Here is a 25,899-nt window from a genome sequence, read left to right on the forward strand (position 1 = left end):
ATTGATTAAAAATTAAACAACAAACCACTGTACCCGACGGATACAGCGGTCATTTTGAACATCCAGAGTTCCCCTGACAGTACAGGCTTTTTGTCCTTTCCATGCGGCAAAGACACGTCGACGGAGATCGCAGGCAATGTCACGGGCATGTCCGAAAGGCGCAATCATTTCCGGAAAAAAGATGTACTGGCCGGAACGCCAATCTTCCCGCGAAATTTCCCGTTCACCAGCAAGAATCGCTTGCCGACTGCTGTCAGACAAAAAAGCCCAATTACAAAAAGCAGCTGGGCGTTGGTGTTCATCTTGGTAATAGCAAAACTGATTGAGCTGGAATGAAGGCAAGATACGCTGTTGCCATTCAGCAACCAAATAACGCCGATGCAAAGGGGAGTGTTGACAAAGCAACATCACCCCACCAATCATTGCCTGTATTTCAGTTGTACTCAGTGCTGCCGATTCATGTTTGATCTTCATGGACTAGCAACTACCTGATAAAATTTTGTTGATATTATTTTGATGTATCAGAATGACGTTTTGAGCGCTTTTTTGATTCAGCCGTTTCCGGAGCAATTGCTTCTGGATTAATAACTTCCGGATCAATTACTTCTGGAACAGGTAAAAAACCAGCGGCGATCAGTTTATTGAGTTCAGCTTCCATTCTTGGATCTTCAAGCATACTTTTGACCATGGAAACCATATACATAAAACCAGAAGCTGGCATATGAATAACTTGTTTTAATTGTAACTCCTGGTCATTTTCTGCCAGCGCACCATTAGCCATTCGATTAGGCTCTTGCCCCACAAAATAAAGAGAGAATACGCCTTTGTTATAATTAACACTTGAGATGGTTTGAACAAATTTTTCAGACATAATATTATCCATTAAATTAAATATTAATTTAACATTAAATCAATGTTTTTTTAATGTTAAATTTGCATTAAATTAAGTAAATCATAAATGAAGCCATATTCATCATGGTCTCATTTATGATTAAACTTTATTGCTATAACTACCTGAGTCAGCTAAAGTAATCCACTTTATATTTCAAGATGCTGCTTTCAAGCTCTATCCAAAATGGCAAGTACAGTATGAACCAATTGAATATGGAGTGATAAATCAAATGATTCACTGACTGCGGTTTACTAGTTATGTTAGGTTATCGGTTACCTTGGACAGAAATATAACCATTTATATGATAAAATCAATATATAAATAATAAAATGTCTATTTAGACTCTACATTTTGTCCCAATTACCAACAACCATATATTCTTTAATAACAGATAATATCCTTTGATAAATTTATTAAAATCACTTAATAAATAAATAGCCCATTCGTTTTTAGGTTATTTTCTTAAGCAGAAATTTTATTTAAAGTAGATTTAATTTAATGAATGAAATAGAAAAAACAACAATATCATTAATTAATTTAATAATTATGATATCTAATGAAAAGCATAAAGACACATCAAATAAAAACTTAAGAGATGGTGATGATTATATTTCCGCCTTAAACAAAATACAAAAAGAATGCAATATTAAAATAAAAAATAAATACTCTATAAATAAGAAGTTAACTGACATTTCCTTACCTGCCATTTTGTTCAGCAATGATGGGCAACCTTTCATTTTGGCAAAATATGATGAACAACGGGTATTAATCCAGAAACAAAACCAAGACAATCCAGAGATATTAAATAAAGAAGAATTTATCAATATATGGAGTGGGAAGTGGCTAAAAATAAAACAAAAAAACAGTCAATTTAATATTCGCTGGTTCATTCCTGAATTTGTCAGGCAAAAGAAAAACCTTACGGAGATACTGCTGTTTTCCTTCGTTCTACAGATTCTGGCGCTTATCTCTCCTCTGGTCGTGCAAGTTGTCATGGATAAGGTGCTCGTTCACCAAGCATTTTCTACATTGGATGTACTGATTTTTGGGCTGGTAGCTGCCGGATTGATCGAAGTTATTCTGCGGGGATTGCGTGAGTATCAGTATGCCCACACTGCCAACCGGATTGATATAAAACTCGGTTTGAAGCTGGTTAAGCACTTGTTTGGCCTACCATTGCTGTTTTTTAAAACCCGTCAAGTGGGCGCGATTGTGACACGAGTGCGGGAACTGGAAACGGTTCGGGAATTTTTAACTAGCTCTATGTTCACACTGTGTATCGACGTTTTGTTCATGTTTGTATTTATTTATGTCATGAGCCTGTTGTCCGGTATGCTGACGATGGTCTTCCTGCTTACTATTCCCTGCTATGCCCTGCTTGCTTGGTGGGTAACACCAAAAATTGAAAAAGCGGTGGAAAAACAATTCACTCATGCAGCAATCAATACTTCTTTCCTGACTGAAACCGTTGCAGGTGCCGAGACACTGAAAAGTCTCGCTGCTGAACCCCGTTTTATTCGCCGCTGGGATAGCCAGACCGAAAAAATGGTCAGCACCAGTTATGATGTACAGCAATGGGATAATCGTTCCGGTCATCTGGTGATGATGCTGCAAAAAGTCACTAGTGCTGTCATTATCTGGCTGGGCGCCTCGGAAGTGCTTTCCCTGCATATGACCATTGGTCAATTGATTGCTTTCAATATGATGGTCAGCCATACCCAACAACCTTTGGCGAAGTTGGTACAACTCTGGGGGCAATTTATCCGATCGCGCATTGCCATCGATAAGCTGGGAGATATGCTGAACCTGCCAACAGAGCAACAATCAGGCAACGAACAGGTTGCATTACAAGGAGCTATCTCATTCTCCGATGTTGTCTTTCGCTATCAACCCGATCTCCCGCCAACCATCAACCGTTTCGCGCTGGATATTCGGGCTGGGGAAACCGTGGGCGTAGTCGGAACCTCAGGTTCTGGAAAAAGTACTCTGGCACGTTTGCTGCTACGCCTTTATACCCCAGAAAGTGGCTCTATCACTCTGGACGGCATTCCCTTGCAAAATTTCAATATCGAATCCATCAGGCAGCAGATCGGTATCGTTCTGCAAGAAAACTTTTTATTTAATAAGACCGTATATGAGAATTTGTCTCAATCATGCCCTGATACTCCGTTATCTGCGGTGATTGAGGCGGCAAAGCTGGCAGGGGCACATGATTTTATTCTCAAATTGCCGATGGGATATGACACGGTGATCGCCGAAGGAGGACAATCTTTATCAGGCGGTCAACGACAACGGTTAGCCATTGCCAGAACTCTGCTGTCAGATCCCAAGGTTCTGATCCTTGATGAAGCCACCAGCGCACTGGATGATGAATCACAAGCCATCATTCAATCCAACATGGCCGATATTGCTCAAGGAAGAACCGTTATCACCATTGCCCATCGGCTCTCCACGGTACGTCAATGTGACCGGATCATTGTGTTGCATCAAGGGCAAATCATTGAACAAGGTAGCCATGAACAGCTTCTGCAACAAGGCAAACACTATCGGAAACTCTGGCAGCTACAGCAAGAGTTAAAACAAGAAGAGCTAAAACCAGAAACAAAACAGGAGGAGCCTACACGTGCTTAAGGCTATCTTACGCAAAGGGATCAAACGGTTACGTACTGCTCCCCACCATTATGATTTTTTACCGACACACTTAGCGTTATCACAACGACCACCTTCCCCATTTGCCCGTTATACGGCAATAACGCTGAGTATTGGCATTCTGATTGCCTTGCTATGGGCCTATATGGGGAAATTGGATGTGCAGGCAACCGCCACCGGACGTTTGATCGCTTCTGGTCGTTCGCAAATCATTCAGGCTTATGAACAGAGCCGCCTGATTGCTATTCATATCACAAATGGTCAACACATTGAGAAAGGTACACCACTGCTTACGCTCAATACGCTTGGCGTCAATCAGGATATTGCCCGTTTGATCGAGCAACGCGAATATCTGATGGAAGAGGAAATCCGTTATCAGGCACTGCTTAGAAAGCAAGAGCCGCAATCTCTGCCGCTTTTCCAGCAGCAATCCGCAGATAAACAGGAAAAAATTCTGGCGCATTACTCACATGAAAAGCAAGAGTTCGATACAGTTGTCACCAATATCCACGCGGAAATGGACGTGAACCTGACGTCTCAAAAGGCACGGAACAGCGATATACGGTCATTGACTAATCTGCGCGAAAATATTAATCAGCGTTTGCAGGCTCGCAAGACATTGAGCCAAAAGCAGGTCATCAGCAAGGTGGAATATCTGGAACAAGAAAAGGAATTTCTGGAAACAGAAAGGATGATCGCTCAGCAAAAATCAGAACTCGGTATTCTGATGACTCAATACAAGAGTCTGGAGGAACGCTTAAAAAGCCTCAAAGTACAAAAAAAGCGGGAATGGTTTGAGAAAAGAAAACAGGCAGAGATGCAATTGGCGGTAATAAAGCAGGAAATTTCTAAAATGCAAGAGCGGGAAGAACTTGAAGTTGTACGTTCACCCGTGACAGGTACAGTTCAACAATTAAGTGTCCATACTCTCGGCGCAGTTCTGCAACCCGCCCAGAATTTGATGGTGATTGTTCCTGATGAACATGTACAACTTGCCGAAATCCAGATCCTGAACAAAGATGTCGGTTTTGTACATCCTGGTCAGCACGTTACCGTCAAAGTCGATGCTTTTCCTTATACCCGCTATGGCACGATTGAAGGGGAATTACTCAGCGTTTCACGGGATTCCACCAACGATGAGCGGCTGGGTCTGGTTTTTCCCGCACAAATCAGCCTCAAACAGAACAATATTATGATTGATGGGAAACCTGTCGAAATCACAGCGGGTATGTCCATTGTTGCGGAAATCAAGACAGACCAGCGAAGAGTGATTGATTATCTGCTCAGCCCGATTCAGGAATATCAATCTGAAGCATTGAGGGAAAAATAATCATGGCTGATATTTTCTCCTTCACCAGTAATACAAGCGAAAAACACGACAACGAAATAAGTAATTATGCTTTGGATTGTATCGCCCATTTAGGGAAACAGTTTCATAAAGTGGCTTCTGTTGCGCAATTACACCATGCTCTGGGGCTGGATTCTCTTGCGCTGACAGATCCACAGCTTCGTGAAGCAGCGGACGCCATTGGGCTGCACAGTAAGTTTGAACACCTGACAGCCGATACGGCTGCCACACTACCTTTACCAGCGTTGATTAAATTAGATAAGCGCTGGTGGGTATTATCAGAAATCCGTCCTGACGCATTTACGGTGTTTGATCCTGTCACCGGAAAATACGAAATACATGCATTAATTCCTTCTAAATATGATGAATCTAAACATGATGAACCTAAACATGATGAGCAAACAAATCCTGACGAATATAATTTTCATGGATATAACGTACTGCTGGTGGCTGACAAATCCCTGACCAAGCAGGAAGTTAAATTTGGCCTGAGCTGGTTTTATCCCTCCATTTTCAGACAAAAAAACCAGTTACGGGATATTTTTCTGTTTGCTATTGTGCTTCAACTTTTTGCGCTGGCATCCCCTTTGCTATTTGAAAATGTCATCGACAAGGTGCTGGTTGGGCGGAGTATTTCCAGCCTGCATATTCTGGGGATGGCGATGCTGGCTCTGGCCTTGGCGGAACCCCTGTATGGATTCCTGCGCAATACTGTGTTCGGGCATATGGCGAGTCAAATAAATGCCGAACTTTCCGGCAGGTTGTATCGGCATCTGGTGGGTTTGCCCCTGCCCTATTTCAAGCAACGGCAAACAGGGCAAATTATCGCCAGAGTCCGGGAAATGGCACAGATCCGCCAATTTCTGACCGGCTCTACTCTGATGCTGTTGCTTGACCTGATTTTCATCATTTTGTTTCTGGGGGTGATGTTCCATTATTCCTCCCTGCTGACATGGATCGTAATCAGCTCGCTGGTTCTCTATTTTTTGCTCTGGATTGCTGTCGGGCCAATCATTCGAAGCAAAGTAGAAAAAGAATATGAAGCCGATGCCAATGCCACCACTTTTCTGACAGAATCTGTTACGGGTATTGAAACCATCAAAACCACCGCAACAGAAAAACGTTTTTTGCAGCAATGGCAAAAAGTATTGAGCCAACAGTTAATTCGACGTTTTACTGCCCAGAAAAGTGGGCTGGCAGCGGGACAAGGGATCGAGCTGATCCAAAAAGTGGTTGCCGCTCTGCTGCTTTGGTGGGGAGTCCGTAATGTTCTTAATGGCGATTTATCTCCCGGTGAATTAATTGCTTTTAATATGCTGGCAGGGCACGTTACCCAACCCATCCTGCGATTGGCACAAGTCTGGCAAGACTTTCAGCATACCCTGATCGCTCTGCGTCGGGTGGGAGATATTCTTGATGAACCGATGGAAAACAGTAAACAGGGGCTGGCATCGGCACCTGAGCTGGCGGGTCAGATTGAGTTCAAAAATATACGTTTCCGCTATCATGCCGATACGCCGGAAGTGCTGGCAAATCTGTCACTGGATATTAAGGCCGGGGAATTTATTGGCATTACGGGGCCATCAGGTTCCGGCAAAAGCACACTGACACGATTGTTGCAGCGCCTATATGTGCCACAACACGGACAAGTATTGGTGGATGGCATGGATTTAGCCATTGCTGATCCTGTATCACTGCGCCGTAATATGAGCGTCGTCTTGCAGGAAAGTATTCTGTTTTCCGGCAGCATTGCGGACAATATCCGCCTATGCAAACCCAATGCCAGTGATGAGGAAGTCTATAAGGCCGCGACCTTGGCCGGTGCCATTGACTTCATCAATGCGTTTCCACATAAATTTGCCCATCCGGTTGGTGAAAAAGGATGCAGCCTTTCCGGCGGACAACGACAGCGCATCGCATTGGCAAGGGCATTGCTGAATGATCCCAAAATTTTGATCCTTGATGAAGCCACTTCCGCACTGGATTATGAATCTGAAGCAGCCATCATGAGCAATATGGACGAAATATGCCAGAACCGAACCGTGATCAGCATCGCTCATCGACTGAATACTATCCGTCATGCTGATAAGATTTTTGTTTTAGATCTGGGGAAAATCGCTGAATCAGGTTCACACTATGCTCTGGTACAGCAAGAGGGTTTATATGCACAACTTTGGCATCAACAAACTAAATAATGTATTTGATTTATTATTACATTGATTATTATCTCAATTGCTACAAAAAAAGAAATTCATTGAAGACATGAGGCTTGTTTCACCTTAAAATTAATTTCATAACGAAATTAACACAGTATGAAAAAATGCTCTTAAGGAAGAGATTATGACTATGAAACAAGTCTCTATTACAGCATTGGTTTTTTCTCACACATCTGTAACGTCGGTTGCCATGCCGATTGAAATTCTCACCATCGCCGCCAACGCCATTGGCGGCCCGATTCCTCATGTCAACATTATCTCTCCGACCAATCAGGGAATGACCAGTCAAAAAATCAATAATACAGATAGCCTGTTTATGGATTCAGATCCCATCACCCACGGTTCTCTTTATACTTCTCTCGATTACGAGCAGCAACCCGATATTATTCTGGTCGGCTCACTGGGTTTTCCTAAATGGGAACCACGGCATTGTACACCTGCAATCATTGAATGGCTTAGAGCGATGGATGAAAAGCACATCCCTATCGTTTCAATATGCTCAGGCACATTTATGCTTGCCAAAGCAGGGTTACTAAACACCGGCGCTATAATCCACCCTTACTTTTCCCCTGAATTCAAAAAAATTTTTCCTCATATCCCTCTCTATACCGACAAAAAAATCATCAGCAATAACCACCGTTTCTGTATCTCCAGTGCCTATGGCTGTGGGAGCAGTATGTTGAATATCGTTGAGTTGATATACGGACAATATGCCAGAGAACAATGTGCAAAATTTCTGTTAGACGAAAATGATAATCAAACCTTGTTCGATTCCGCCTGTTTTGCCCCTTATCGCCAGCACTCCGATTCTCTGATCCACAAACTGCAAGATTGGATGCACGCTTTCCCTTCTGAAATTTTATCTGTTGCCGATTTAGCCAATAAAATTCATCTGTGTGAACGCCAAATGAAACGTCGCTTCAAGGTCGCCACAGGAAAAACACCGATCCAATATATCCAACAGCTCCGTTTGTCACAGGCAAAACATTGGTTAGAAAAATCCCAGAAATCCATTGAAGAAATCAGTCATGAGGTGGGTTATGAAGATACTCGTTATTTCAGAGAATTATTCAAACGTTGCAATGGACTGACGCCAAAAGAGTACCGACAAAAATATCATCACTGACGGAGCTTTTCTGTACACAAATTTTGCACTCTGTAAATAATCAGCAACACTAATAGGTGATACGTTTTATTACCCTCAAAAGCCTATCCTTGTAGGTTTCCATTTATGGGACAGGCTCTTCATCGCTTTCTGGAGATGAATATCATGTTAAAACGCAAGTACCTAACCCAACCTGAGATAGAAATATTGCTCAGGGAGCTGGGTAAAAATGCACATGCAGAGCGCAATATCTGCATGATGTTTATGGGATTTATTCACGGTTTCAGGGTATCCGAACTGTTGAACCTGAAACTGTCTGATGTGGATTTGGACGGCCGCAGCTTGCGTGTTCAGCGCCTGAAAAATGGCTTTTCCACCATTCATCCGATAGTGCCGCGCGAAGTCCAGCTTATCCGTCATTGGCTGGTGGAACGGCAAAATTATTTACCCAAAACACGACAATACGAACAACTCGCAGATGAATCCGTCGACTGGCTATTTCTCTCCCGCAACGGGCAACGCATATCACGCCAGCAGGTTTATAAAATCATTCGCCAGACCAGTCAAAAGGCCAGATTGTCGATTTGCGCGAATCCGCACATGCTGAGGCATGCCTGTGGTTATGCACTGGCAGACAACGGTGTCGATACCCGGCTGATTCAGGACTATTTAGGGCACCGGAATATTCGTCATACCGTACGCTACACCGCGAGTAATGCGGGTCGGTTTGAGACGATTTGGCATGAAAAAGGAAAACGCAAAAAATTGACAATTAGTACCAAACTGTCAACTTAGGATGATTCATCTAAAAAAAACTATGTGTTGGACAAAATGACCATCATAGATGGACTAATTCAGATAATTTCTCTTTCGAAATGGAATGTTGAAAAGTGGTTATGAAATTTACAGAAAAATCAATAGGAAATAATTGGTGGGATGTTATCAGGAAAATTAAATGTAAATTAAATTTTATGTTTAACAATCAATAAACTAGAGTGATTTTTGTAAGGGAAGAAGGCAATAAACTAGGTTTAAGAAGAGTTGTTTTATATGACTTGACAGTTTGGTACTAAATGTCAACTCATGTTGTAAATAACAAATTGTAAATAACAACATGTGGATAGCAACACTGCTCTGGGATGAGTCAATGGCATCAGGGACATTGCAAGGTGAAGGCAAAGATCCACAAATCGATGAAGTGAAAGAGGTGTCAGACGTGGTTGCGGATAAGGGCAAGGTGAAGTACACCATTGAGCGTAGTGATATTGGTAATATACAGAGAGAAGTCCCCTCACCAGGGAGATATCGGGATATTATATGGTTGGCCTATTAAATGGAGTTATTCTTCATCTGGCTATGACCTGAAAATTGGAGAACAATAGTAAACCTCAGTACAGGTACACAAAAGGATGCTAATAGTAATCAGCCAATTATTTGTGTTAATTAAAAACCAATTATCTGATTATTAATAAAACCACACAGCCGCTTAGTTAACCCTACCGGTAACTAATCGGCTGTTTTTGTATGACAACATAACCAAATATCCAAGAGAAAATACGTGGCTTAACTACAACTATACAAGCACTCTTATTGGTTACCGCAAATGAAACGTAATTAAACGATTTTAAGCCGCAGGGTTAAATTGGGGCAATTATGTGTATTAGCTCAGACTTGACCCACCAGCACCAACACGCCCACTATCAAGTAAAACGGTAAAATAATCTTCCTTTGCCTTACCTCATTAACAATCCCCCGGAAAAACCAGACTAGCCAGTGGCGGCACGCGTCCAGCTAAGGTATTATTGCCCGCTATATTGTTGGTACACGCCCATTATCAATTGAATTTATGGCAAAAGAACAAACTGATCGCACCACACTGGATTTGTTCGCAGATGAACGCAGGCCAGGGCGACCGAAAACAAATCCTCTGTCCAGGGATGAACAGCTCAGGATCAATAAACGCAACCAGCTGCGACGAGATAAAGTCAAAGGACTGCGTCGAGTGGAACTCAAGCTCAATGAAGATGCCGTCGATGCACTGAATCATCTGGCAAAACAGCGCAACATCAGCCGCAGTGAACTGATTGAACAAATTCTGTTAGCCCAACTGGCAGAAGAAAATCACTCTGCCGATTAACGGCTTTTATTCAACTGCAATGAAGCGGCATCACCACACAAATCTGACAGATTTGTCATTGATGTTTGGTCAAAATAACGCTTTTCATTTTACTGAAAACAACATTTTTCTAGCTGATTTCAGCGTGATGTGTATGGATTTAATACACTGATAAAACAAGAGGTGAACCCATTTTATGGCAATAATAGGTATATTCTTCGGCAGCGATACAGGCAACACAGAAAATATCGCCAAAATGATCCAAGAAAAATTGGGCGGTGCTGATGTTGCTGAAGTCCACGATATTGCCAAAAGCAGTAAAGAAGATATTGAAGCCTTCGATATTCTGCTGCTAGGCATCCCAACTTGGTATTACGGCGAAGCTCAATGTGATTGGGATGATTTCTTCCCAACATTGGAAGAAATTAATTTCGAAGGGAAACTGGTTGCTTTGTTCGGCTGTGGTGATCAGGAAGATTATGCAGAGTACTTCTGTGATGCTATGGGAACTATCCGCGATATTATTGAGCCTCATGGCGCGATTATCGTAGGACACTGGCCAACTGAAGGATATCACTTTGAAGCCTCCAAAGGCATGGCCGACGATAACCACTTTATTGGTCTGGCCATTGATGAAGATCGTCAACCAGAATTGACGGATGAGCGCGTTACAGCCTGGGTACAACAAATTAAGGCTGAAATGAGTCTGTCAGAGATTCTGGGTGCGTAAGGGGAATTAAGCGCTTTCATGCAGGATTATTCTTGCGTAATGTGTCATGATGTCGGGATAGGTGTGGTTTTCATTTTGAATATCCATGCCTATAATCAGCAACGTGAAACAGAATCATGATTCCCTCACGATACCCCCAAGTATCATAAGTTCACTTAACCCAAGTTACAGGACTGAATCCGCATGACCGACAACAATAAAGCATTGAAAAATGCTGGACTTAAAGTAACACTTCCACGCTTAAAAATTCTGGAAGTGCTACAGGACCCAGAATGCCATCATGTCAGTGCGGAGGATCTCTACAAAAAACTGATTGATATCGGTGAAGAGATTGGCCTCGCCACTGTCTATCGCGTGTTGAACCAGTTCGATGATGCCGGCATTGTCACACGCCACAATTTTGAAGGCGGTAAATCGGTTTTTGAGCTCACTCAGCAACATCACCATGACCATCTGATTTGTCTTGACTGCGGTAAAGTCATTGAATTTAGTGATGAGTTTATTGAGGAGCGTCAGAAAAATATCGCTGACCGTTATGGAATTAAGCTCTCAAACCACAGTCTTTATTTATATGGTCACTGTACTGTTGGTGATTGTCGCAAAGATAGCGCATTTCATGATAAAAAGCATGATAAACAAGCGTAATGAAGTGATTAAAGTAATTAGTCCACTTCTGGTATTTGAATTAGTCTGAATAAGCTTCTGCCGATTAGTTTGAACTAATCGGCAGATTGCTTTAAACGTTAAAATTTCACTTCATCCATACGGCTAAAACGTTTTCCATCAGTACTGATTGAACGAATTTTCACATTACTGCTGACATGGGGCCGCAATCTGTCATTGTAAACTTGCCATGTTTTTCCATTATCCAATGAGTATTGGATAACAACTCTCGGTAATGCGATATTTGCTTCAAGTGTTCCAGAAACAATTCTGCCACCCGGCACCGGCAGACGATATGAGATTTTAGCTTTATCTAACTTAGCCAACTCACGCTGCCCAATCAGATTGGCAAAGCGCTCCCAATCATGTTGAAGGAGAGCTGTGTCAACATAGTGTGTTACTCCTCCTTTATATTCCCTGCCCTGCTGATATTTCTGCTCCCAGCCCGCTTTGTGCCATGCTCGTTCCGCCAACGGTAATAAGCGTGGATAAATCATATATTCCATCTGCTCATCGGTACGCACGGTTTCACTCCATGATTGCCCGGACATCCCATAAGCCCCCGGCCAATGTTTATTACTATGGGTGTTAAAACGGTTGCCATCACGATCTACCGAGGTCTCAGCATTTTGTGGCATGTTATTCGGAGCAAAGCTGAAAATTTTCTCTTCATCATTAAAGCGGGTTGCCCAATAGTAGCCCCGCTCTTTCGGATTAACTTCATATGGCATATCCAGATAGACATAATCAGGGCTGGAAACAACGACTCGATATCCCTTATTCGCCCAATCATTGGCGGAATCATAGCCTCCCCAATAAAGGGTATCCCAGAAATTCACCGCAACATGTTTAGTAGCGAAATCTTTTGCCGATTTAGCATGTTTCAAACCATCCTGCCATGCCTGCATAGTACTGATACCGTGGGCATTGACGATTTTGCTGACTTCCATGGCAAAATAACTGGCGAGTTCATCAACATCTTTAATGACACCTTGCGTTATCATTTTCTGACAAACCTGAGATTTGGCCCACGGCTTGTCTTCGATTTTTTGGTTGATAATTCCTTTACCCGGCACAATCGGCCCATCTTTGTCCTGATATCCTGCACCCAAACGGATATTTTTCGCCTCATCACCACCAAAATGCCATGTATTCAACGGCAGTCCGGCTTCTTTATGCATGGCAACGACTTCACTAATAACTTTATCAATAAACCGTTTTGAGGAATCCATGCACGGGTTAAGATAACTATGGCGATCATAGAACTGGACAGATGTTGTATTCGAGGTATCTGCCGGATCAAGCAAACGATATTCATTAGCTTCTTGCTCTTTGCCCTGCGCCATAAGCTTCTTATAACGTGCTTCCATCGACACAACTGCGGCACGAGCATGAGCAGGTATATCAATTTCTGGGATAACTTCTATTTGACGGGCTTTGGCATAGTTCAGAATATCAATGTAATCCTGACGGCTAAAATAGCCACTTCCCATATTATTGCTATCCGGCCCTGATCCTAATTGTGGCAATAAACATTGAGTTTCACTTAAGTCATGACAACGTTGACTGCCGATTTCTGTCAATTCCGGTAAACCAGGTATCTCCAAACGCCAGCCTTCATCGTCGCTCAAATGGAAATGGAATTTGTTCAGCTTATAGTTGGACATTTGATCCAGCAGGCGCAAAACAGCTTCTTTGCTATGAAAATTTCGCCCAACATCAAGGAACACACCACGATATTCAAACCTTGGTGCATCTTTTACCGTCAGTGTAGCAATATTTGGAATGCCATTAGCGGGAAGTAAGGAAAACAGTGATTGCAGACCATAGAATACGCCAGATTGATCAAACGCGACGATTTGTGCTCCCTTGGTAGTAATCTCCAACGAATACGCCCCCTTGACTCGCCAAGATCCAGTAAATAGGTTTGCGTTTATTTGCGTTGCTATGTGATAACCGCTATCTGTTAAATTAATGTCATGGGCTTTGAAACGTTCCCTGATCACTTTAATAGATTCGCTGCTTAATCCTCCCAACTCTAATTTCACTCCACGGGATAAATTCACATCCTGAGAATGAATGGAAAGTTCTTTCGGTGTCGGAATAATCTGTCCACGTAGTTTATCCTCACGGATTGTTGCCAGCTGTTGATTTTTGACAAAACGGTTTTCAGGTGTCATCAGGATATTGTTATCCGTTGTAGTGCGTTTCCACTGCTCACCTTCCAGATCAGATAAAAATTCACTGATGTTTTCAGTATCGGTATTCACCAATACTTTGGGTATAGCATCACCGGAAGTCGCATACCAACGTGGCATAAAATCGGTACTGAAAATCTGCCAATATTCACCAATAATCGGCAGCACGACCTTTTCATTAGCCTTGATGCCTTTGAATTTCTCCGTCGGTTCCAGCTTATGTAAATCTCCCGTGATATGGGTGATTTTGTAATGATCATTGTCCAGTTTCAGGATTTGGCGAATACTGTGAAAATAGAGTGCCCAATCAGAAGAATTGATCACCTGATTGCCATTGCTCAAGATAATGTTGACCCGATTACAGGCAGCCGAATCCGCACCAAGAATGGCGCAATCTGTACCATGTGAACCAGCCTGATTATCAATGACTTTGAAATTGACCTTTAATTGACTCAATAAATCCACAATCTGCTGTGATGGCATTGATTGCTGCAATGGCACTAATGATGCCGTTTCTGCATGGATACTGCCTATAAATCCAACTGTCGTGATAAGTGCTGCCAAGGTACGTAATTTAATGATTTTCATAAATTACCTCGTCCAAATTTATTATTTTTTCGATGGGCAAACTTTGGGTAAATAATGTACAGATTTGGCCAGCCAATAACCCTACACAATATAGGACTATAAGGCAATTTCTAATCTTAGCTATAAGAGTTAATTTTCATTACGATTCTATTAAGCATAAAAAAAGCGTGAAAATAATCACGCTTTTTAATGTATGAATTAATAGTATATGGGTTAAATAACCGGAGTCACATTATCTTTGTGAACTCGTTATTCTTGTGAGATTTTTGCCCAAGTATCACGCAGACCAACTGTTCGGTTAAAGACCAAACTTTCAGCACTTGAGAAACGGCTGTCAGCACAGAAATAACCTTCACGCTCAAACTGATAGGTTTTTTCTGACAAGGCATTTACCAACCCTGGTTCTACAAATCCTTTACGAATCACCAGCGACTCAGGATTGATAGTCGACAAAAAGTCATCTTCTGCCCCCGGGTTTGCCACACTGAACAGACGGTCATACAGATAAAATTCTGCTGGTACGCCGTGTGAAGCACTTACCCAGTGAATGACCCCCTTAACTTTGCGGCCATCAGCTGGATCTTTGTTCAGGGTTTGCTCGTCATACTGGCAATAAATTGTAGTAATATTGCCTTCCGCGTCTTTTTCAACACGATCAGCTTTAATCACATAGGCATTGCGCAGACGTACTTCTTTGCCCAAAACCAGACGCTTATATTGACGGTTTGCTTCTTCACGGAAATCAGCACGGTCAATATACAGTTCACGACTGAATGGCACTTCACGGCTGCCCATTTCTGGTTTATTCGGATGATTAGGCATTATCAGAATAACTTCACCTTCCGGTATGTTCTCAATTACCAGTTTCACTGGATCAAGAACCGCCATAGCGCGCGGGGCATTTTCATTCAAGTCATCACGGATACAGGATTCCAACGCCGCTATTTCAACGTTGTTATCCTGTTTAGTCACCCCAATGCGACGACAGAATTCGCGGATAGAAGCCGCGGTATAACCACGACGACGTAACCCCGAAATAGTCGGCATACGTGGATCATCCCAACCATCAACGATGTTTTCTACCACCAGCTGGTTAAGTTTACGCTTTGACATCACCGCATATTCCAGGTTCAGGCGAGAAAACTCGTACTGACGCGGATGGCAATCAATTGTAATGTTATCCAATACCCAATCGTACAAACGACGGTTATCTTGAAACTCCAGCGTACAGATGGAATGTGTGATCCCTTCCAGCGCATCGGAAATGCAGTGCGTAAAATCGTACATCGGATAGATGCACCATTTATTGCCTGACTGGTGATGCTCAGCAAATTTGATGCGGTAGATTACCGGATCGCGCATAACAATGAACGGGGAAGTCATATCAATTTTGGCACGCAGACATGCCTTACCTTCAGCAAGTTCACCGGCACGCATTTTTTCAAACAGAGCCAGGTTTTCTTCTACGCTGCGATCACGATACGGGCTGTTTTTACCTGGTTCTTTTAAGGTACCGCGATATACACGGATCTCTTCAGGACACAGTTCATCTACATACGCCAGACCTTTATTGATTAATTCAATGGCGTATTGATACAGGGTATCGAAATAATCAGAAGAGTAGCGAATATTTCCACTCCACTGGAAGCCCAACCACTGTACATCAGTTTTAATCGACTCAACGTACTCAATATCTTCCTTAACCGGGTTTGTGTCGTCAAAACGTAGGTTGCATTGTCCCTGATAGTCTTGAGCGATGCCGAAATTCAAGCAGATCGACTTAGCATGGCCGATATGCAGATAACCGTTAGGTTCAGGTGGGAAACGGGTATGTACGGATGTATGTTTACCAGTTGCCAGATCTTCGTCAATAATCTGACGAATAAAGTTTGTCGGGCGGGCATCTGCCTCACTCATCGTTTTTTTCCTCAATGCAAAAAGCGCTTTAACATAACCTTCTATAATCCAATAAGCTGAACCGAGAAACAATACTTTGTTCGTGGGAAATAGTGGAATGGGTAAAGTTAGTGCGGAAAAGCGGGAAACAGCTTTAATCTTATCCAGTTGGAGAAATCAAATAAAAACATGCCCCATATCAGCTCCCGGAGATTCTCTCCCTTGCCGCCACAACATATCTTGAAATCCATTAGATATATAAAAGATAACATACACTTTATATATAATATTATTTAATCTCATTGATTGCGCGAGTATATATTAAAAACATCAGCTTCCCAAACACACAATGAATAGTGTAGGGAGTTGATTAAAGAGAAAAGATCATTACCTGGTTTAATTTCATTCAGAAAATGAAGAACAGCTACTTGATTTTTATTCCATTCAGCATATCCACACAACTGGAAATTTTGCCTTTTCTATTATTACCACATCAACATTAGAATATATTTTATATATCAATAGAGAATGAACATGAAGAATCTATCATCAGGCAATAAAAAGATGATTATGGCAATAGTCATTAATGAAAAATACATATCAAATCACTATACAGATGGATTTAAGGTAGGCGCAACATCATTCACATTAAAAATGGCTAACTACTTTATTAAACAACAGATTTTTGCTGGATTTATCTTATATAAAAGAGATGAATCACTATTAGCGCCCAAAATCGAACAATTAGAAATAAATGAAATAAAATATATAAAAATTTTCTTTAATTTTTCAATGAATTCAGAAGATATCAGAGAAGCCTTAGCTAAAGGTTTATCATTTCTTTCTATAAATAACAATCAAAAATACAATATTTTCGCCTATTATCAAACAGATACACTATTATCCTATCATCCATCAAACATCCCATGTGGCGTAACACATCATGGACCTTTTGTTGAAGATTTTCAGAGAAATTATTCACAAGAAGGGGCTTATCAAGCATTTGAAAATAAAGATAAAGCGATTCATCTTTATAAGCAACAATCCATAGGTATTAATACTTTGATTGATAAAGGATATTTTGTTATACAACACTCTAAACTACAGGGTGATTATCTAGTAAGCAAAGGCGTTCATCGAGAAAAAATAAAACAAGTTAATCCCCCTATGTTTTCTTGTGAAAATCACCAATGCAGTTCATTAAATCCTAATGTAATTCATTTTATAAACACGAATAAAGATGATATCTTGTTATTCACTGCTGTTGCCAGATTAGATTATTTTAAAAATATCGAATTGTTAATTAATTCCTCAATTAGTTTATTAGAGAAAGGTATTCCAACAAAAACATTAATTTTAGGTGATGAAGAAAAACATGATCACAGAAGAGATATACTAAATTTCATGATCCCTGTGGAATATAGAAAATACTTTTTAATCTCGCATAAACTATCGCACACTGAACTATTTAAAATTTTTAATGAAATAAAGAAAAAAGCTATTTTTGTATGTACATCACGTTATGAAACATTGGGAATTACGCCTTTAGAGGCAGCACTAAATGGGATCTATACAATTGTTCCAAATTTAAGCTCAGTAGAAGCTTCAACTTATTTTTCTTCGGAAGATAAGTTTAATTATGACATAGTTTCACTGACGAAAAAAATAATTTCCATATATGAGAAAAATTTATTTATATCCGATACACAACAACAAAAACTCAGAGCGTTACTGTCAAAAGATATCTTCGAAGAAAGTGTCAATAAAATTTATAATGAAATTTCAGAAAGTTACATGATTCCACTTCTATCCGCTATCTAAATAGCGTTTACAATAACATGTATAAATAATTTCAAGTAAATGAGTACAGTAATGTGCTCAATCTTAATTTGATCAAAATCGTTACAATGATCACAATTATTTATTTAACTGTGGCTTTTTCTTATTTTTCAATTAAAAATAAGTTATATCAATCGTGAAAAGTCTCCAATAATATTTACTACAATAGGTGAGCACCATGGGTATATTTAATTACTTACAGCGTTTGGGAAAAGCACTCATGCTTCCGATCGCTTCACTTCCAGTCGCCGCGTTACTACTGCGGCTCGGTCAACCAGATGTATTCAATATCGCTTTTATTGCCAGCGCAGGTGGAGGAATTTTTGAAAATTTGCCTTTATTATTTGCACTGGGAATCTCTATCGGCTTGGCGAAAGATAATGGCGGAGCCGCGGCACTCGCTGGTGTCGTTGGTTTTTTCATTCTGACAAAAGCAACCGCTGTTATTGATCCTAAAATCAATATGTCATTTTTTGCAGGTATTATTTCGGGGATCGTTGCCGGCCACTGCTATAATCGCTTTTCTGAAACCCAATTACCCGAATTTTTAGCATTTTTCGCTGGTAAACGTTTAGTACCCATTATAACCGGAATTATTTGCCTTTTTCTTGCATGGGTTTGTGGGCATATCTGGCCATATATACAGCATGGCATTGATAATTTCAGCCTATTGGTATCAAAAAGTGGTATGGCTGGATGGTTTACTTATGGTGTTCTTAATCGTGCCCTGATTCCGTTCGGCTTACACTATATCCTGCATTCCGTTTTCTGGTTCAGCTTAGGTGATTGTATAAAAATTACTTACGATCTGGCAGGATCAATACATAATATCTGTTTGGCTCCTGATGTAGCACGCTCTCTCACTATGGGAGTAGCTATACCCGGAATAGAAGGTTCAAACATTACTCAAATAGCGAGTGACCTCTCTCGTGGTGATTTAAATCGCTTCTTTGCTGGTGATCCCAACGCAGGGGTCTATATGGCATGGGCCTATCCAATATTTATGGGTGGTCTACCTGGCGCGGCTTTAGCCATGTATTTGGCTGCACCAAAATCACGTCGTCCTCAAATTGGTGGGATGTTATTTTCTGTCGCCTTAACTTCATTCCTGACGGGTATTACTGAACCGATAGAGTTTTCATTCTTGTTTTTAGCACCTGCATTATATGTTTTACATGCAATTCTTGCGGGCGTTAGCATGGTGATTACAAACTCTTTAGGTGTCTTACACGGGTTTGGCTTCTCTGCTGGTCTTATCGATTTAGGATTAAGCTGGGGATTGGCAACAAAACCATGGATATTGATCCCACTTATTATCCTATTCTTTGTTATCTATTTCGTTGTCTTTACCTTAATGATTCGCATTTTCAATCTAAATACGATCGGCAGAGAAGAAGAAAATTCTGACAAAGCAACTTCTGCATCTCAAGATAAAGAAGCTATTACACATTATATCAGTGCCCTCGGCGGGCCTAACAATATTCGTACAGTTGATGCTTGCATCACTCGGCTCCGTTTGACTGTAGAAGACAATACCCAATTAAATGAGGCTCAATTGAAGAAATTAGGCGCTAAAGGAGTCTTAAAAATAGGTAAACAGAGTATTCAAGTTATTCTCGGCCCACAAGCTGAAAACATCGCTGAACAAATAAAAGCTCAGTTGAAATTAAGTTACGCAGATAAAACTGAATAATTTATACCGATCAAGATAAAAAGGAACGTGATTACGTTCCTTTTTATTACAAAAAAACCATACTAATCTATTTTTAAACAGAAAAAATGCAAAAAACTTATTTAATAACAGAAAAAAACATCTTGAAAAAACCTTGATTTTAGTCATTAAAACTACTGATACAGCTAAAAAACTAGCCATTACACCAATCTTATTTTAATATTAAAAATATCTTCCTGTATTAAATGGGACGAAGCCCCATACAGGACAAGTATAATGCATAATTTTACCCTACTGCTTTCGCGTATCACATTGAGATATCAGGCATAGCATATACGTGACGTGAATAGCCTTACATAATTAAATTATTGAATTATTTTTAAGAGGTAATCATGAGGCTGATCCCCCTAACTACCGCAAGTGATGTCGGTCAATGGTCTGCTCACTATATTGTCAGCAAAATCAATAAGTTCAATCCAACTACTGATCGCCCTTTCCTGCTGGGACTTCCTACCGGTAGCACACCACTGGCAACCTATAAGGAACTTATTTCTCTATACCAAGCTGGAAAAGTCAGCTTCAAGTATGTGGTGACATTTAATATGGATGAATATGTCGGTCTGCCGGAAGATCATCCTCAAAGCTATCATTCATTTATGTACCAAAATTTCTTTAATCACATTGATATTCTAAAAGAAAATATCAACTTATTAAACGGAAATGCAGAAGATATTGATGTTGAATGCCAACGTTATGAAAATAAGATTAAAGCATATGGCAAGATCCATTTATTTATGGGAGGCGTCGGTAATGACGGACATATTGCCTTTAATGAGCCGGCATCTTCTCTTTCTTCACGCACACGAATCAAGACACTGACCATTGAAACACGGACAGCTAATTCCCGTTTTTTCAATAATGATGTAGAACAAGTTCCCAAATATGCGTTAACCGTTGGTGTAGGTACTTTAATGGATGCTGAAGCAGTAATGATTCTGGCAACCGGTATGAATAAAGCACAAGCTCTGCAAGCAGCGGTAGAAGGGAATATCAACCATATGTGGACAATAAGCTGCCTCCAGATGCATCCAAAAGCACTCATCGTTTGTGATGAGCCTGCCACCATGGAATTGAAAGTGAAAACAGTGAAGTATTTCCGCCAGTTAGAGGCCGGCATCATCAATGAATTTGCCAGCTAAACTGATTTAGGAGTTAAGATCTCAATGTACGCATTAACCAATGGAATTATTTATACAGGATATGACAGGCTCGATAACCATGCCGTCATCATTGCAGATGGTTTGATTAAACAAGTTTGTCCGATAAGCGAGTTGCCGGAAGAAATTGAAAAACACGATCTACACGGCACAAACCTCGCACCAGGATTTATTGACCTACAAGTCAATGGTTGCGGAGGAGTCCAATTTAATGAACGATTGGAAGATATTTCAGAAGAGACTCTGCATACCATGCAGAAAACCAATCAGCTTTATGGTTGTACCAGTTTTCTGCCTACCCTCATCACCAGCCCCGATGAATTAATGATAAAAGCCATTGAAGTGATGCGCACCTACCTGAAAAAAAATCCCAATCAGGCATTAGGATTGCATCTGGAAGGGCCTTATATCAATCCAATAAAAAAAGGGACTCACAATACAGCTTATATCCGTAAACCTACTCCCGAAATGGTTAATTATCTGTGTCTGAATGCTGATGTCATAACCAAGATCACCCTCGCCCCTGAAATGGTAGAAAGCAAATATATTCAACAGTTGGCCGAAGCAGGTATTACTGTTTCTGCTGGTCATTCCAATGCCACTTATGAAGAAGCTCGCCATAGCTTCCGAAATGGCATTACATTCTCTACCCACTTATATAATGCCATGCCTCCGATTTCTGGCCGCCAGCCCGGACTGGTCAGTGCCATTTATGATTCTTCAGAAGTCTATGCCGGCATTATTTGTGATGGGATGCATGTGTCATGGCCAAATGTCCGTAACTCCAAGAGATTAAAAAATGAAAAACTTATCTTGGTAACGGATGCCATTGTTCCTGCCGGGCTTTCCCCCGATGCCATAGAGCAATTTACCTTTGCTAATAAAACAATATATTATCGAAACGGTTTATGTGTTGATGAAAATGGAACACTGAGCGGCTCATCAAGCACAATGATTGATTGTGTCAAAAATAGTGTAGAGCATGTTGGTATTGCTTTGGATGAAACGTTGCGAATGGTGACGCTTTACCCAGCCCGAGCAATCGGTGTTGATAAACACCTCGGCACGATTGAATCCGGCAAGGTAGCGAATCTGACCGCATTTACTCACGATTTCAAAATCTGCAAAACCATTGTTAACGGGAATAAAGTTAAACTATCGTGAGTATACAAACAGATGAGTAATGAGAACACACAGAAGCAAATTGGTAATATTGATCTAGTCAAACAGCTAAATAGTGCTGTGGTCTATCGGTTAATTGATCAGCATGGGCCAATATCACGTATCCAGATTGCAGAAGAGAGCCAGCTTGCACCTGCTAGTGTAACCAAAATTACTCGTCAGCTGTTGGAACGTGGCCTGATAAAAGAGGTTGAACATCAGGCTTCCACCGGAGGAAGGCGCGCAATCTCCATCATTACCGAAACACGCCATTTCCATACGATTGGCATCCGGCTCGGGCGTCATGATGCAACTGTGGCGCTGTTCGATATGAGCGGCAAAACGTTAGTGGAATCGTACTATCCCGTGCCGGAAAATACTCAGCAGGAAGTCGAGAAACGGATTATTGACGCCATTGAAAGTTTCATCGCCAAAAACCAGCGTCGAATCCGTGAATTGATCGCAATTTCAGTCATTCTTCCCGGTCTGGTTGATCCTGACCAAGGCGTCATCCGCTATATGCCACACATTAAGGTAGATAACTGGCCTCTGGTTAAGAATCTCAAAGAACATTTCAATACCTTCTGTTTTATTGGGCATGATATTCGCAGCCTTGCATTAGCTGAAAATTATTTCGGGGCGACTCGCGATTGTGAAGATTCTATTCTGGTACGTATCCATCGCGGCACAGGGGCTGGTGTCATCGTTAGCAACAATATCCTGCTCAATAAACGGGGCAATCTGGGTGAAATAGGTCACATCCAAATCGATCCTCTGGGTGAACGCTGCCATTGCGGTAATTTTGGTTGTCTGGAGACCATTTCTTCCAATTCAGCCATAGAAGCCAGAGTACAACATCAGCTACGTCAAGGTTTCCCAAGCCAACTTGCCTTGAACAATTGCAATATCCATGCAATTTGCCTTGCAGCCAATGCGGGCGATCCGCTGGCAACAGAAGTCATCAAGCAAGTAGGACACTATCTTGGTAAAGCTATTTCAATAGCAATTAACTTGTTTAATCCTCAGAAAATAGTTATTGCAGGGGAAATTACAGAAGCAGAACAGGTATTGCTGCCTACCATTAAGAGCAGCATCAATACCCAAGTACTACCGGCATTCCGCGAAGACCTTCCCGTTGTAGTTTCTGAATTAAATCACTGCTCAGCGATTGGCGCATTCGCACTAACGAAACGGGCAATGCTTAATGGTGTACTGTTGCAACATCTTCTTGGAGGATAATTTCAACTATTTTTGCCGGGTTTGTCGACAAAATGATTACGAGACGAACAAACAAACGATTTTGTGCATAATTATTTAAAAAAGCAGTTGACGCATCTGTCTGATATACGCATAATGCGCCCCGCACCGCCGATGAAGGCAAAGCGAAAAAAAGATGGCTACGTAGCTCAGCTGGTTAGAGCACAGCACTCATAATGCTGGGGTCACAGGTTCGATTCCCGTCGTAGCCACCATCTTTGCGGGAGTGGCGAAATTGGTAGACGCACCAGATTTAGGTTCTGGCGCCGCAAGGTGTGCGAGTTCAAGTCTCGCCTCCCGCACCATTTCTTTATCGGGTTGTACTTAGAATATGTTTTAGTGACAATTTCAAGTTTTAGTGTGTTGTTTCAGGTGGGGTATCGCCAAGCGGTAAGGCACCAGGTTTTGATCCTGGCATGCCCTGGTTCGAATCCAGGTACCCCAGCCATTTAACTGGAACAAATAAGTTAAAACGACATAAATTTAACTAAGCATTCTCAGGATAACAAAGGTCGCGGTGATAACACTCAGTTGGGGTATCGCCAAGCGGTAAGGCACCAGGTTTTGATCCTGGCATACCCTGGTTCGAATCCAGGTACCCCAGCCATATCACTGAAAGTTATCACACTTCTTATTACGATTATCGTAAATGGCTACGTAGCTCAGCTGGTTAGAGCACAGCACTCATAATGCTGGGGTCACAGGTTCGATTCCCGTCGTAGCCACCATTTAAAAATCCAGTTGGGGTATCGCCAAGCGGTAAGGCACCGGATTCTGATTCCGGCATTCCCAGGTTCGAATCCTGGTACCCCAGCCATATTTGTCAATTAAATACCACCAGAAGAGGTGGTTTTTTGTTTTCGAAATATCCAAAATATCTCCATAAAAACCACGCCAACGATGACCAAGCAAGCATTCGGTTACCTACATTTCCAATTAAACAACATTAGTTGGATGAAAATAATACCCTTACTTGTATAAATCCCAAATCGGGACACCTGAATTTGATTACATGGAACAATCAGGGTTGACCATGCAATCAAACTACACAAATAACAGGGCATTGATCCTACCCAATAGGAAGAAATATCAATCACAATCCCAATGCATATTTCAAAGCAAGATTTTTCATCACTCCTGAACGTTGCGCCGCCATCAATGCCAGATTTCGTACCATCTGCAATCCCGGCAAATCATTACTGAATGCAGTATGGAAAAGATCCATTCCCGCTTGCATCACCAAATTATCCGGCATCCTGCGACGCTGATAACGCATCAGAACTGTCAAAGAATCCCATTCTTCCAATAACTCTTTAGCATTGGTCAATACCTTGAGTAAAACATCAACATCCCGATAGCCTAAATTCACCCCCTGCCCTGCCAGTGGATTGATGGTATGAGCCGCATCCCCTAACAGAACCAATCCTTCTTGCACATAACGGCTGGCATGATGACGAGCCAGTGAGAACGAACCTGCGGCAATCGGAGTAACTTTACCCAAACGATTGGGGAATGCCTGAAAAATTTCTCGTTCAAGCTGCGTCATTGTCATCGATTGCAATTGGCGAATGCGAGCAGGAGAATCGTACCAAACCAATGAAGCCCATTGATCAAACAACGGCAGGAAAGCTCTGGGGCCAGAAGGAAAAAATTGTTGCCATGTTGTATCTTGTTGAGACTGGTTAGTCTTAACTGTTATCAGCATACACGACTGCCGATATTGCCACCCTTTGCTGCCAATACCTACCAATTGGCGAACTTGAGAACGGGCACCATCTGCACCAATAATCAGCCGGGTATCAATTTCCGTGCCATCAGCCAATACCACCAGCCACTTTTTATTCTCATGCTGGCAATGCATAGATTTCAATGCTGTAGGACAAAACAAGGTCAGGTTTGAATAACGCCCAAACTCCTGCCACAATGCCAGTTGCAAGACACGATTTTCTATCATGTACCCTAACTCTGGCACTCCCAAGCTTTCAGCGTCGAAAATGACGTTAGAATCATTTTGCTCCCATGTTTCTAATTTCCGGTAAGGGGCACAACGCATCCGTAGTACGTTTTCCCATGCCCCCAATTGTTTTAATAAATCTACCGAAGCGCAGCTGATAGCAGAAATGCGAACATCGGGTTCACTATTCGCATCGTAAGGTGTAGGAAGTTGATGCTCCAATAATGCAACTTGCCAACCTTCCTGCGCTAATCCCAATGCTGTCGCAGCGCCAATCATACCCGCTCCAACGACAACGATATCGAATTTTTGTTGTGAATTATTCATATTCATTACGTTATTAACTTATTGATTAAAATAGTGTACCGGAATTTTCCCTTTCCGGCTGTGAATATCCG

Annotated in this window: 19 protein-coding genes and 6 tRNA genes; 20 read left to right on the top strand and 5 right to left on the bottom strand. The window is 41.5% G+C overall.

The annotated features are described in order from the left end of the window. Window positions 1–12: 12 nt before the first annotated feature. Window positions 13–474: an RTX toxin-activating lysine-acyltransferase RtxC gene (gene rtxC, locus BM135_RS04030; protein WP_092518065.1), complete on the bottom strand. Its 462-nt coding sequence runs from the start codon at window positions 472–474 to the stop codon at window positions 13–15. A gap of 34 nt (window positions 475–508) precedes the next feature. Continuing rightward, window positions 509–871 carry a protein RtxH gene (gene rtxH / locus BM135_RS04035; RefSeq protein ID WP_092518066.1) on the bottom strand — a complete coding sequence of 121 codons (363 nt, stop codon included), beginning with the start codon at window positions 869–871 and terminating at the stop codon, window positions 509–511. 519 nt (window positions 872–1,390) lie between these two features. Between rtxH and BM135_RS04040 the strand changes: the two genes are divergently transcribed. From BM135_RS04040 to fur, 9 genes are all read left to right on the top strand, one after another. Further along, window positions 1,391–3,523 (top strand): peptidase domain-containing ABC transporter, encoded by a 2,133-nt coding sequence (locus BM135_RS04040; RefSeq protein ID WP_092518067.1) that lies wholly within the window; start codon window positions 1,391–1,393, stop codon window positions 3,521–3,523. After that, on the top strand, window positions 3,516–4,871 hold the full coding sequence (locus tag BM135_RS04045; protein WP_092518068.1) for an HlyD family type I secretion periplasmic adaptor subunit: 1,356 nt from the start codon (window positions 3,516–3,518) through the stop codon (window positions 4,869–4,871). The genes BM135_RS04040 and BM135_RS04045 overlap by 8 nt, the downstream gene beginning before the upstream one ends. A 2-nt stretch (window positions 4,872–4,873) precedes the next feature. Beyond that, window positions 4,874–7,084, top strand: coding sequence for a type I secretion system permease/ATPase (locus tag BM135_RS04050; protein WP_092518069.1), 2,211 nt, complete (start codon window positions 4,874–4,876; stop codon window positions 7,082–7,084). A 151-nt stretch (window positions 7,085–7,235) separates the two neighbouring features. Next, complete coding sequence (locus tag BM135_RS04055; protein WP_092518176.1) at window positions 7,236–8,231, top strand: GlxA family transcriptional regulator; 996 nt, start codon at window positions 7,236–7,238, stop codon at window positions 8,229–8,231. A gap of 144 nt (window positions 8,232–8,375) precedes the next feature. Then, entirely contained in the window at window positions 8,376–9,005 is a 630-nt protein-coding gene (locus BM135_RS04060; protein ID WP_092518071.1) for a tyrosine-type DNA invertase, read from the top strand. Between the two features lie 352 nt (window positions 9,006–9,357). Continuing rightward, entirely contained in the window at window positions 9,358–9,543 is a 186-nt protein-coding gene (locus tag BM135_RS04065; protein ID WP_092518073.1) for a hypothetical protein, read from the top strand. A 513-nt stretch (window positions 9,544–10,056) separates the two neighbouring features. Beyond that, window positions 10,057–10,347 (top strand): LexA regulated protein, encoded by a 291-nt coding sequence (gene ybfE, locus BM135_RS04070; protein WP_092518075.1) that lies wholly within the window; start codon window positions 10,057–10,059, stop codon window positions 10,345–10,347. Window positions 10,348–10,522: 175 nt separating this feature from the next. After that, entirely contained in the window at window positions 10,523–11,056 is a 534-nt protein-coding gene (gene fldA / locus BM135_RS04075) for a flavodoxin FldA (RefSeq protein ID WP_092518077.1), read from the top strand. A gap of 183 nt (window positions 11,057–11,239) precedes the next feature. Continuing rightward, window positions 11,240–11,701, top strand: a complete 462-nt coding sequence (fur, locus tag BM135_RS04080) for a ferric iron uptake transcriptional regulator (protein WP_092518079.1) — start codon at window positions 11,240–11,242, stop codon at window positions 11,699–11,701. Window positions 11,702–11,799: 98 nt separating this feature from the next. Here the strand turns inward: fur and BM135_RS04085 are convergent, their stop codons facing one another. Both BM135_RS04085 and glnS read right to left on the bottom strand, forming a co-directional pair. Next, complete coding sequence (locus tag BM135_RS04085) at window positions 11,800–14,505, bottom strand: beta-N-acetylhexosaminidase (protein ID WP_092518081.1); 2,706 nt, start codon at window positions 14,503–14,505, stop codon at window positions 11,800–11,802. Window positions 14,506–14,754: 249 nt separating this feature from the next. Then, window positions 14,755–16,422 carry a glutamine--tRNA ligase gene (gene glnS, locus BM135_RS04090; protein WP_092518083.1) on the bottom strand — a complete coding sequence of 556 codons (1,668 nt, stop codon included), beginning with the start codon at window positions 16,420–16,422 and terminating at the stop codon, window positions 14,755–14,757. A 513-nt stretch (window positions 16,423–16,935) separates the two neighbouring features. On the opposite strand from glnS, the gene BM135_RS04095 reads away from it, so the two are divergent. The 11 genes from BM135_RS04095 to BM135_RS04145 all read left to right on the top strand — a co-directional run bounded on the left by BM135_RS04095 (window position 16,936) and on the right by BM135_RS04145 (window position 24,364). Then, window positions 16,936–18,222: a glycosyltransferase gene (locus BM135_RS04095; protein WP_175485943.1), complete on the top strand. Its 1,287-nt coding sequence runs from the start codon at window positions 16,936–16,938 to the stop codon at window positions 18,220–18,222. Window positions 18,223–18,418: 196 nt separating this feature from the next. Then, window positions 18,419–19,933 (top strand): N-acetylglucosamine-specific PTS transporter subunit IIBC, encoded by a 1,515-nt coding sequence (nagE, locus tag BM135_RS04100; protein WP_092518103.1) that lies wholly within the window; start codon window positions 18,419–18,421, stop codon window positions 19,931–19,933. Window positions 19,934–20,304: 371 nt separating this feature from the next. Continuing rightward, window positions 20,305–21,111 (top strand): glucosamine-6-phosphate deaminase, encoded by an 807-nt coding sequence (gene nagB / locus BM135_RS04105; protein WP_092518105.1) that lies wholly within the window; start codon window positions 20,305–20,307, stop codon window positions 21,109–21,111. A 24-nt stretch (window positions 21,112–21,135) separates the two neighbouring features. After that, a complete protein-coding gene (nagA, locus tag BM135_RS04110; protein ID WP_092518107.1) occupies window positions 21,136–22,293 on the top strand; it encodes an N-acetylglucosamine-6-phosphate deacetylase in 1,158 nt (385 codons plus the stop codon). Between the two features lie 12 nt (window positions 22,294–22,305). After that, on the top strand, window positions 22,306–23,529 hold the full coding sequence (gene nagC / locus BM135_RS04115; protein WP_092518109.1) for a DNA-binding transcriptional regulator NagC: 1,224 nt from the start codon (window positions 22,306–22,308) through the stop codon (window positions 23,527–23,529). A gap of 156 nt (window positions 23,530–23,685) precedes the next feature. Then, window positions 23,686–23,762: transfer RNA gene (locus tag BM135_RS04120), tRNA-Met, on the top strand. 5 nt (window positions 23,763–23,767) lie between these two features. Then, window positions 23,768–23,852 (top strand) — tRNA-Leu (locus BM135_RS04125). Window positions 23,853–23,920: 68 nt separating this feature from the next. Then, window positions 23,921–23,995 (top strand) — tRNA-Gln (locus BM135_RS04130). Between the two features lie 84 nt (window positions 23,996–24,079). Next, window positions 24,080–24,154, top strand: a tRNA-Gln gene (locus BM135_RS04135). A gap of 44 nt (window positions 24,155–24,198) precedes the next feature. Next, window positions 24,199–24,275 (top strand) — tRNA-Met (locus tag BM135_RS04140). A gap of 14 nt (window positions 24,276–24,289) precedes the next feature. After that, window positions 24,290–24,364 (top strand) — tRNA-Gln (locus BM135_RS04145). Window positions 24,365–24,640: 276 nt separating this feature from the next. On the opposite strand, the gene ubiF is transcribed toward BM135_RS04145, so the two are convergent. After that, on the bottom strand, window positions 24,641–25,828 hold the full coding sequence (gene ubiF, locus BM135_RS04150) for a 3-demethoxyubiquinol 3-hydroxylase (RefSeq protein ID WP_092518178.1): 1,188 nt from the start codon (window positions 25,826–25,828) through the stop codon (window positions 24,641–24,643). Window positions 25,829–25,899 lie beyond the last annotated feature (71 nt).

This window comes from Xenorhabdus japonica (genome assembly GCF_900115195.1).
GTDB classification, from domain to species: Bacteria; Pseudomonadota; Gammaproteobacteria; order Enterobacterales; family Enterobacteriaceae; genus Xenorhabdus; species Xenorhabdus japonica.

What these genes read in the sequence shown, in the direction of transcription:
- rtxC (WP_092518065.1), bottom strand. Translation starts at nt 474, where the DNA reads ATGAAGATCAAACATGAATCGGCAGCACTGAGTACAACTGAAATACAG.
- rtxH (WP_092518066.1), bottom strand. Translation starts at nt 871, where the DNA reads ATGTCTGAAAAATTTGTTCAAACCATCTCAAGTGTTAATTATAACAAA.
- BM135_RS04040 (WP_092518067.1), top strand. Translation starts at nt 1,391, where the DNA reads ATGAATGAAATAGAAAAAACAACAATATCATTAATTAATTTAATAATT.
- BM135_RS04050 (WP_092518069.1), top strand. Translation starts at nt 4,874, where the DNA reads ATGGCTGATATTTTCTCCTTCACCAGTAATACAAGCGAAAAACACGAC.
- BM135_RS04055 (WP_092518176.1), top strand. Translation starts at nt 7,236, where the DNA reads ATGAAACAAGTCTCTATTACAGCATTGGTTTTTTCTCACACATCTGTA.
- BM135_RS04060 (WP_092518071.1), top strand. Translation starts at nt 8,376, where the DNA reads ATGTTAAAACGCAAGTACCTAACCCAACCTGAGATAGAAATATTGCTC.
- BM135_RS04065 (WP_092518073.1), top strand. Translation starts at nt 9,358, where the DNA reads ATGGCATCAGGGACATTGCAAGGTGAAGGCAAAGATCCACAAATCGAT.
- ybfE (WP_092518075.1), top strand. Translation starts at nt 10,057, where the DNA reads ATGGCAAAAGAACAAACTGATCGCACCACACTGGATTTGTTCGCAGAT.
- fldA (WP_092518077.1), top strand. Translation starts at nt 10,523, where the DNA reads ATGGCAATAATAGGTATATTCTTCGGCAGCGATACAGGCAACACAGAA.
- fur (WP_092518079.1), top strand. Translation starts at nt 11,240, where the DNA reads ATGACCGACAACAATAAAGCATTGAAAAATGCTGGACTTAAAGTAACA.
- BM135_RS04085 (WP_092518081.1), bottom strand. Translation starts at nt 14,505, where the DNA reads ATGAAAATCATTAAATTACGTACCTTGGCAGCACTTATCACGACAGTT.
- glnS (WP_092518083.1), bottom strand. Translation starts at nt 16,422, where the DNA reads ATGAGTGAGGCAGATGCCCGCCCGACAAACTTTATTCGTCAGATTATT.
- BM135_RS04095 (WP_175485943.1), top strand. Translation starts at nt 16,936, where the DNA reads ATGAAGAATCTATCATCAGGCAATAAAAAGATGATTATGGCAATAGTC.
- nagE (WP_092518103.1), top strand. Translation starts at nt 18,419, where the DNA reads ATGGGTATATTTAATTACTTACAGCGTTTGGGAAAAGCACTCATGCTT.
- nagB (WP_092518105.1), top strand. Translation starts at nt 20,305, where the DNA reads ATGAGGCTGATCCCCCTAACTACCGCAAGTGATGTCGGTCAATGGTCT.
- nagA (WP_092518107.1), top strand. Translation starts at nt 21,136, where the DNA reads ATGTACGCATTAACCAATGGAATTATTTATACAGGATATGACAGGCTC.
- nagC (WP_092518109.1), top strand. Translation starts at nt 22,306, where the DNA reads ATGAGTAATGAGAACACACAGAAGCAAATTGGTAATATTGATCTAGTC.
- ubiF (WP_092518178.1), bottom strand. Translation starts at nt 25,828, where the DNA reads ATGAATAATTCACAACAAAAATTCGATATCGTTGTCGTTGGAGCGGGT.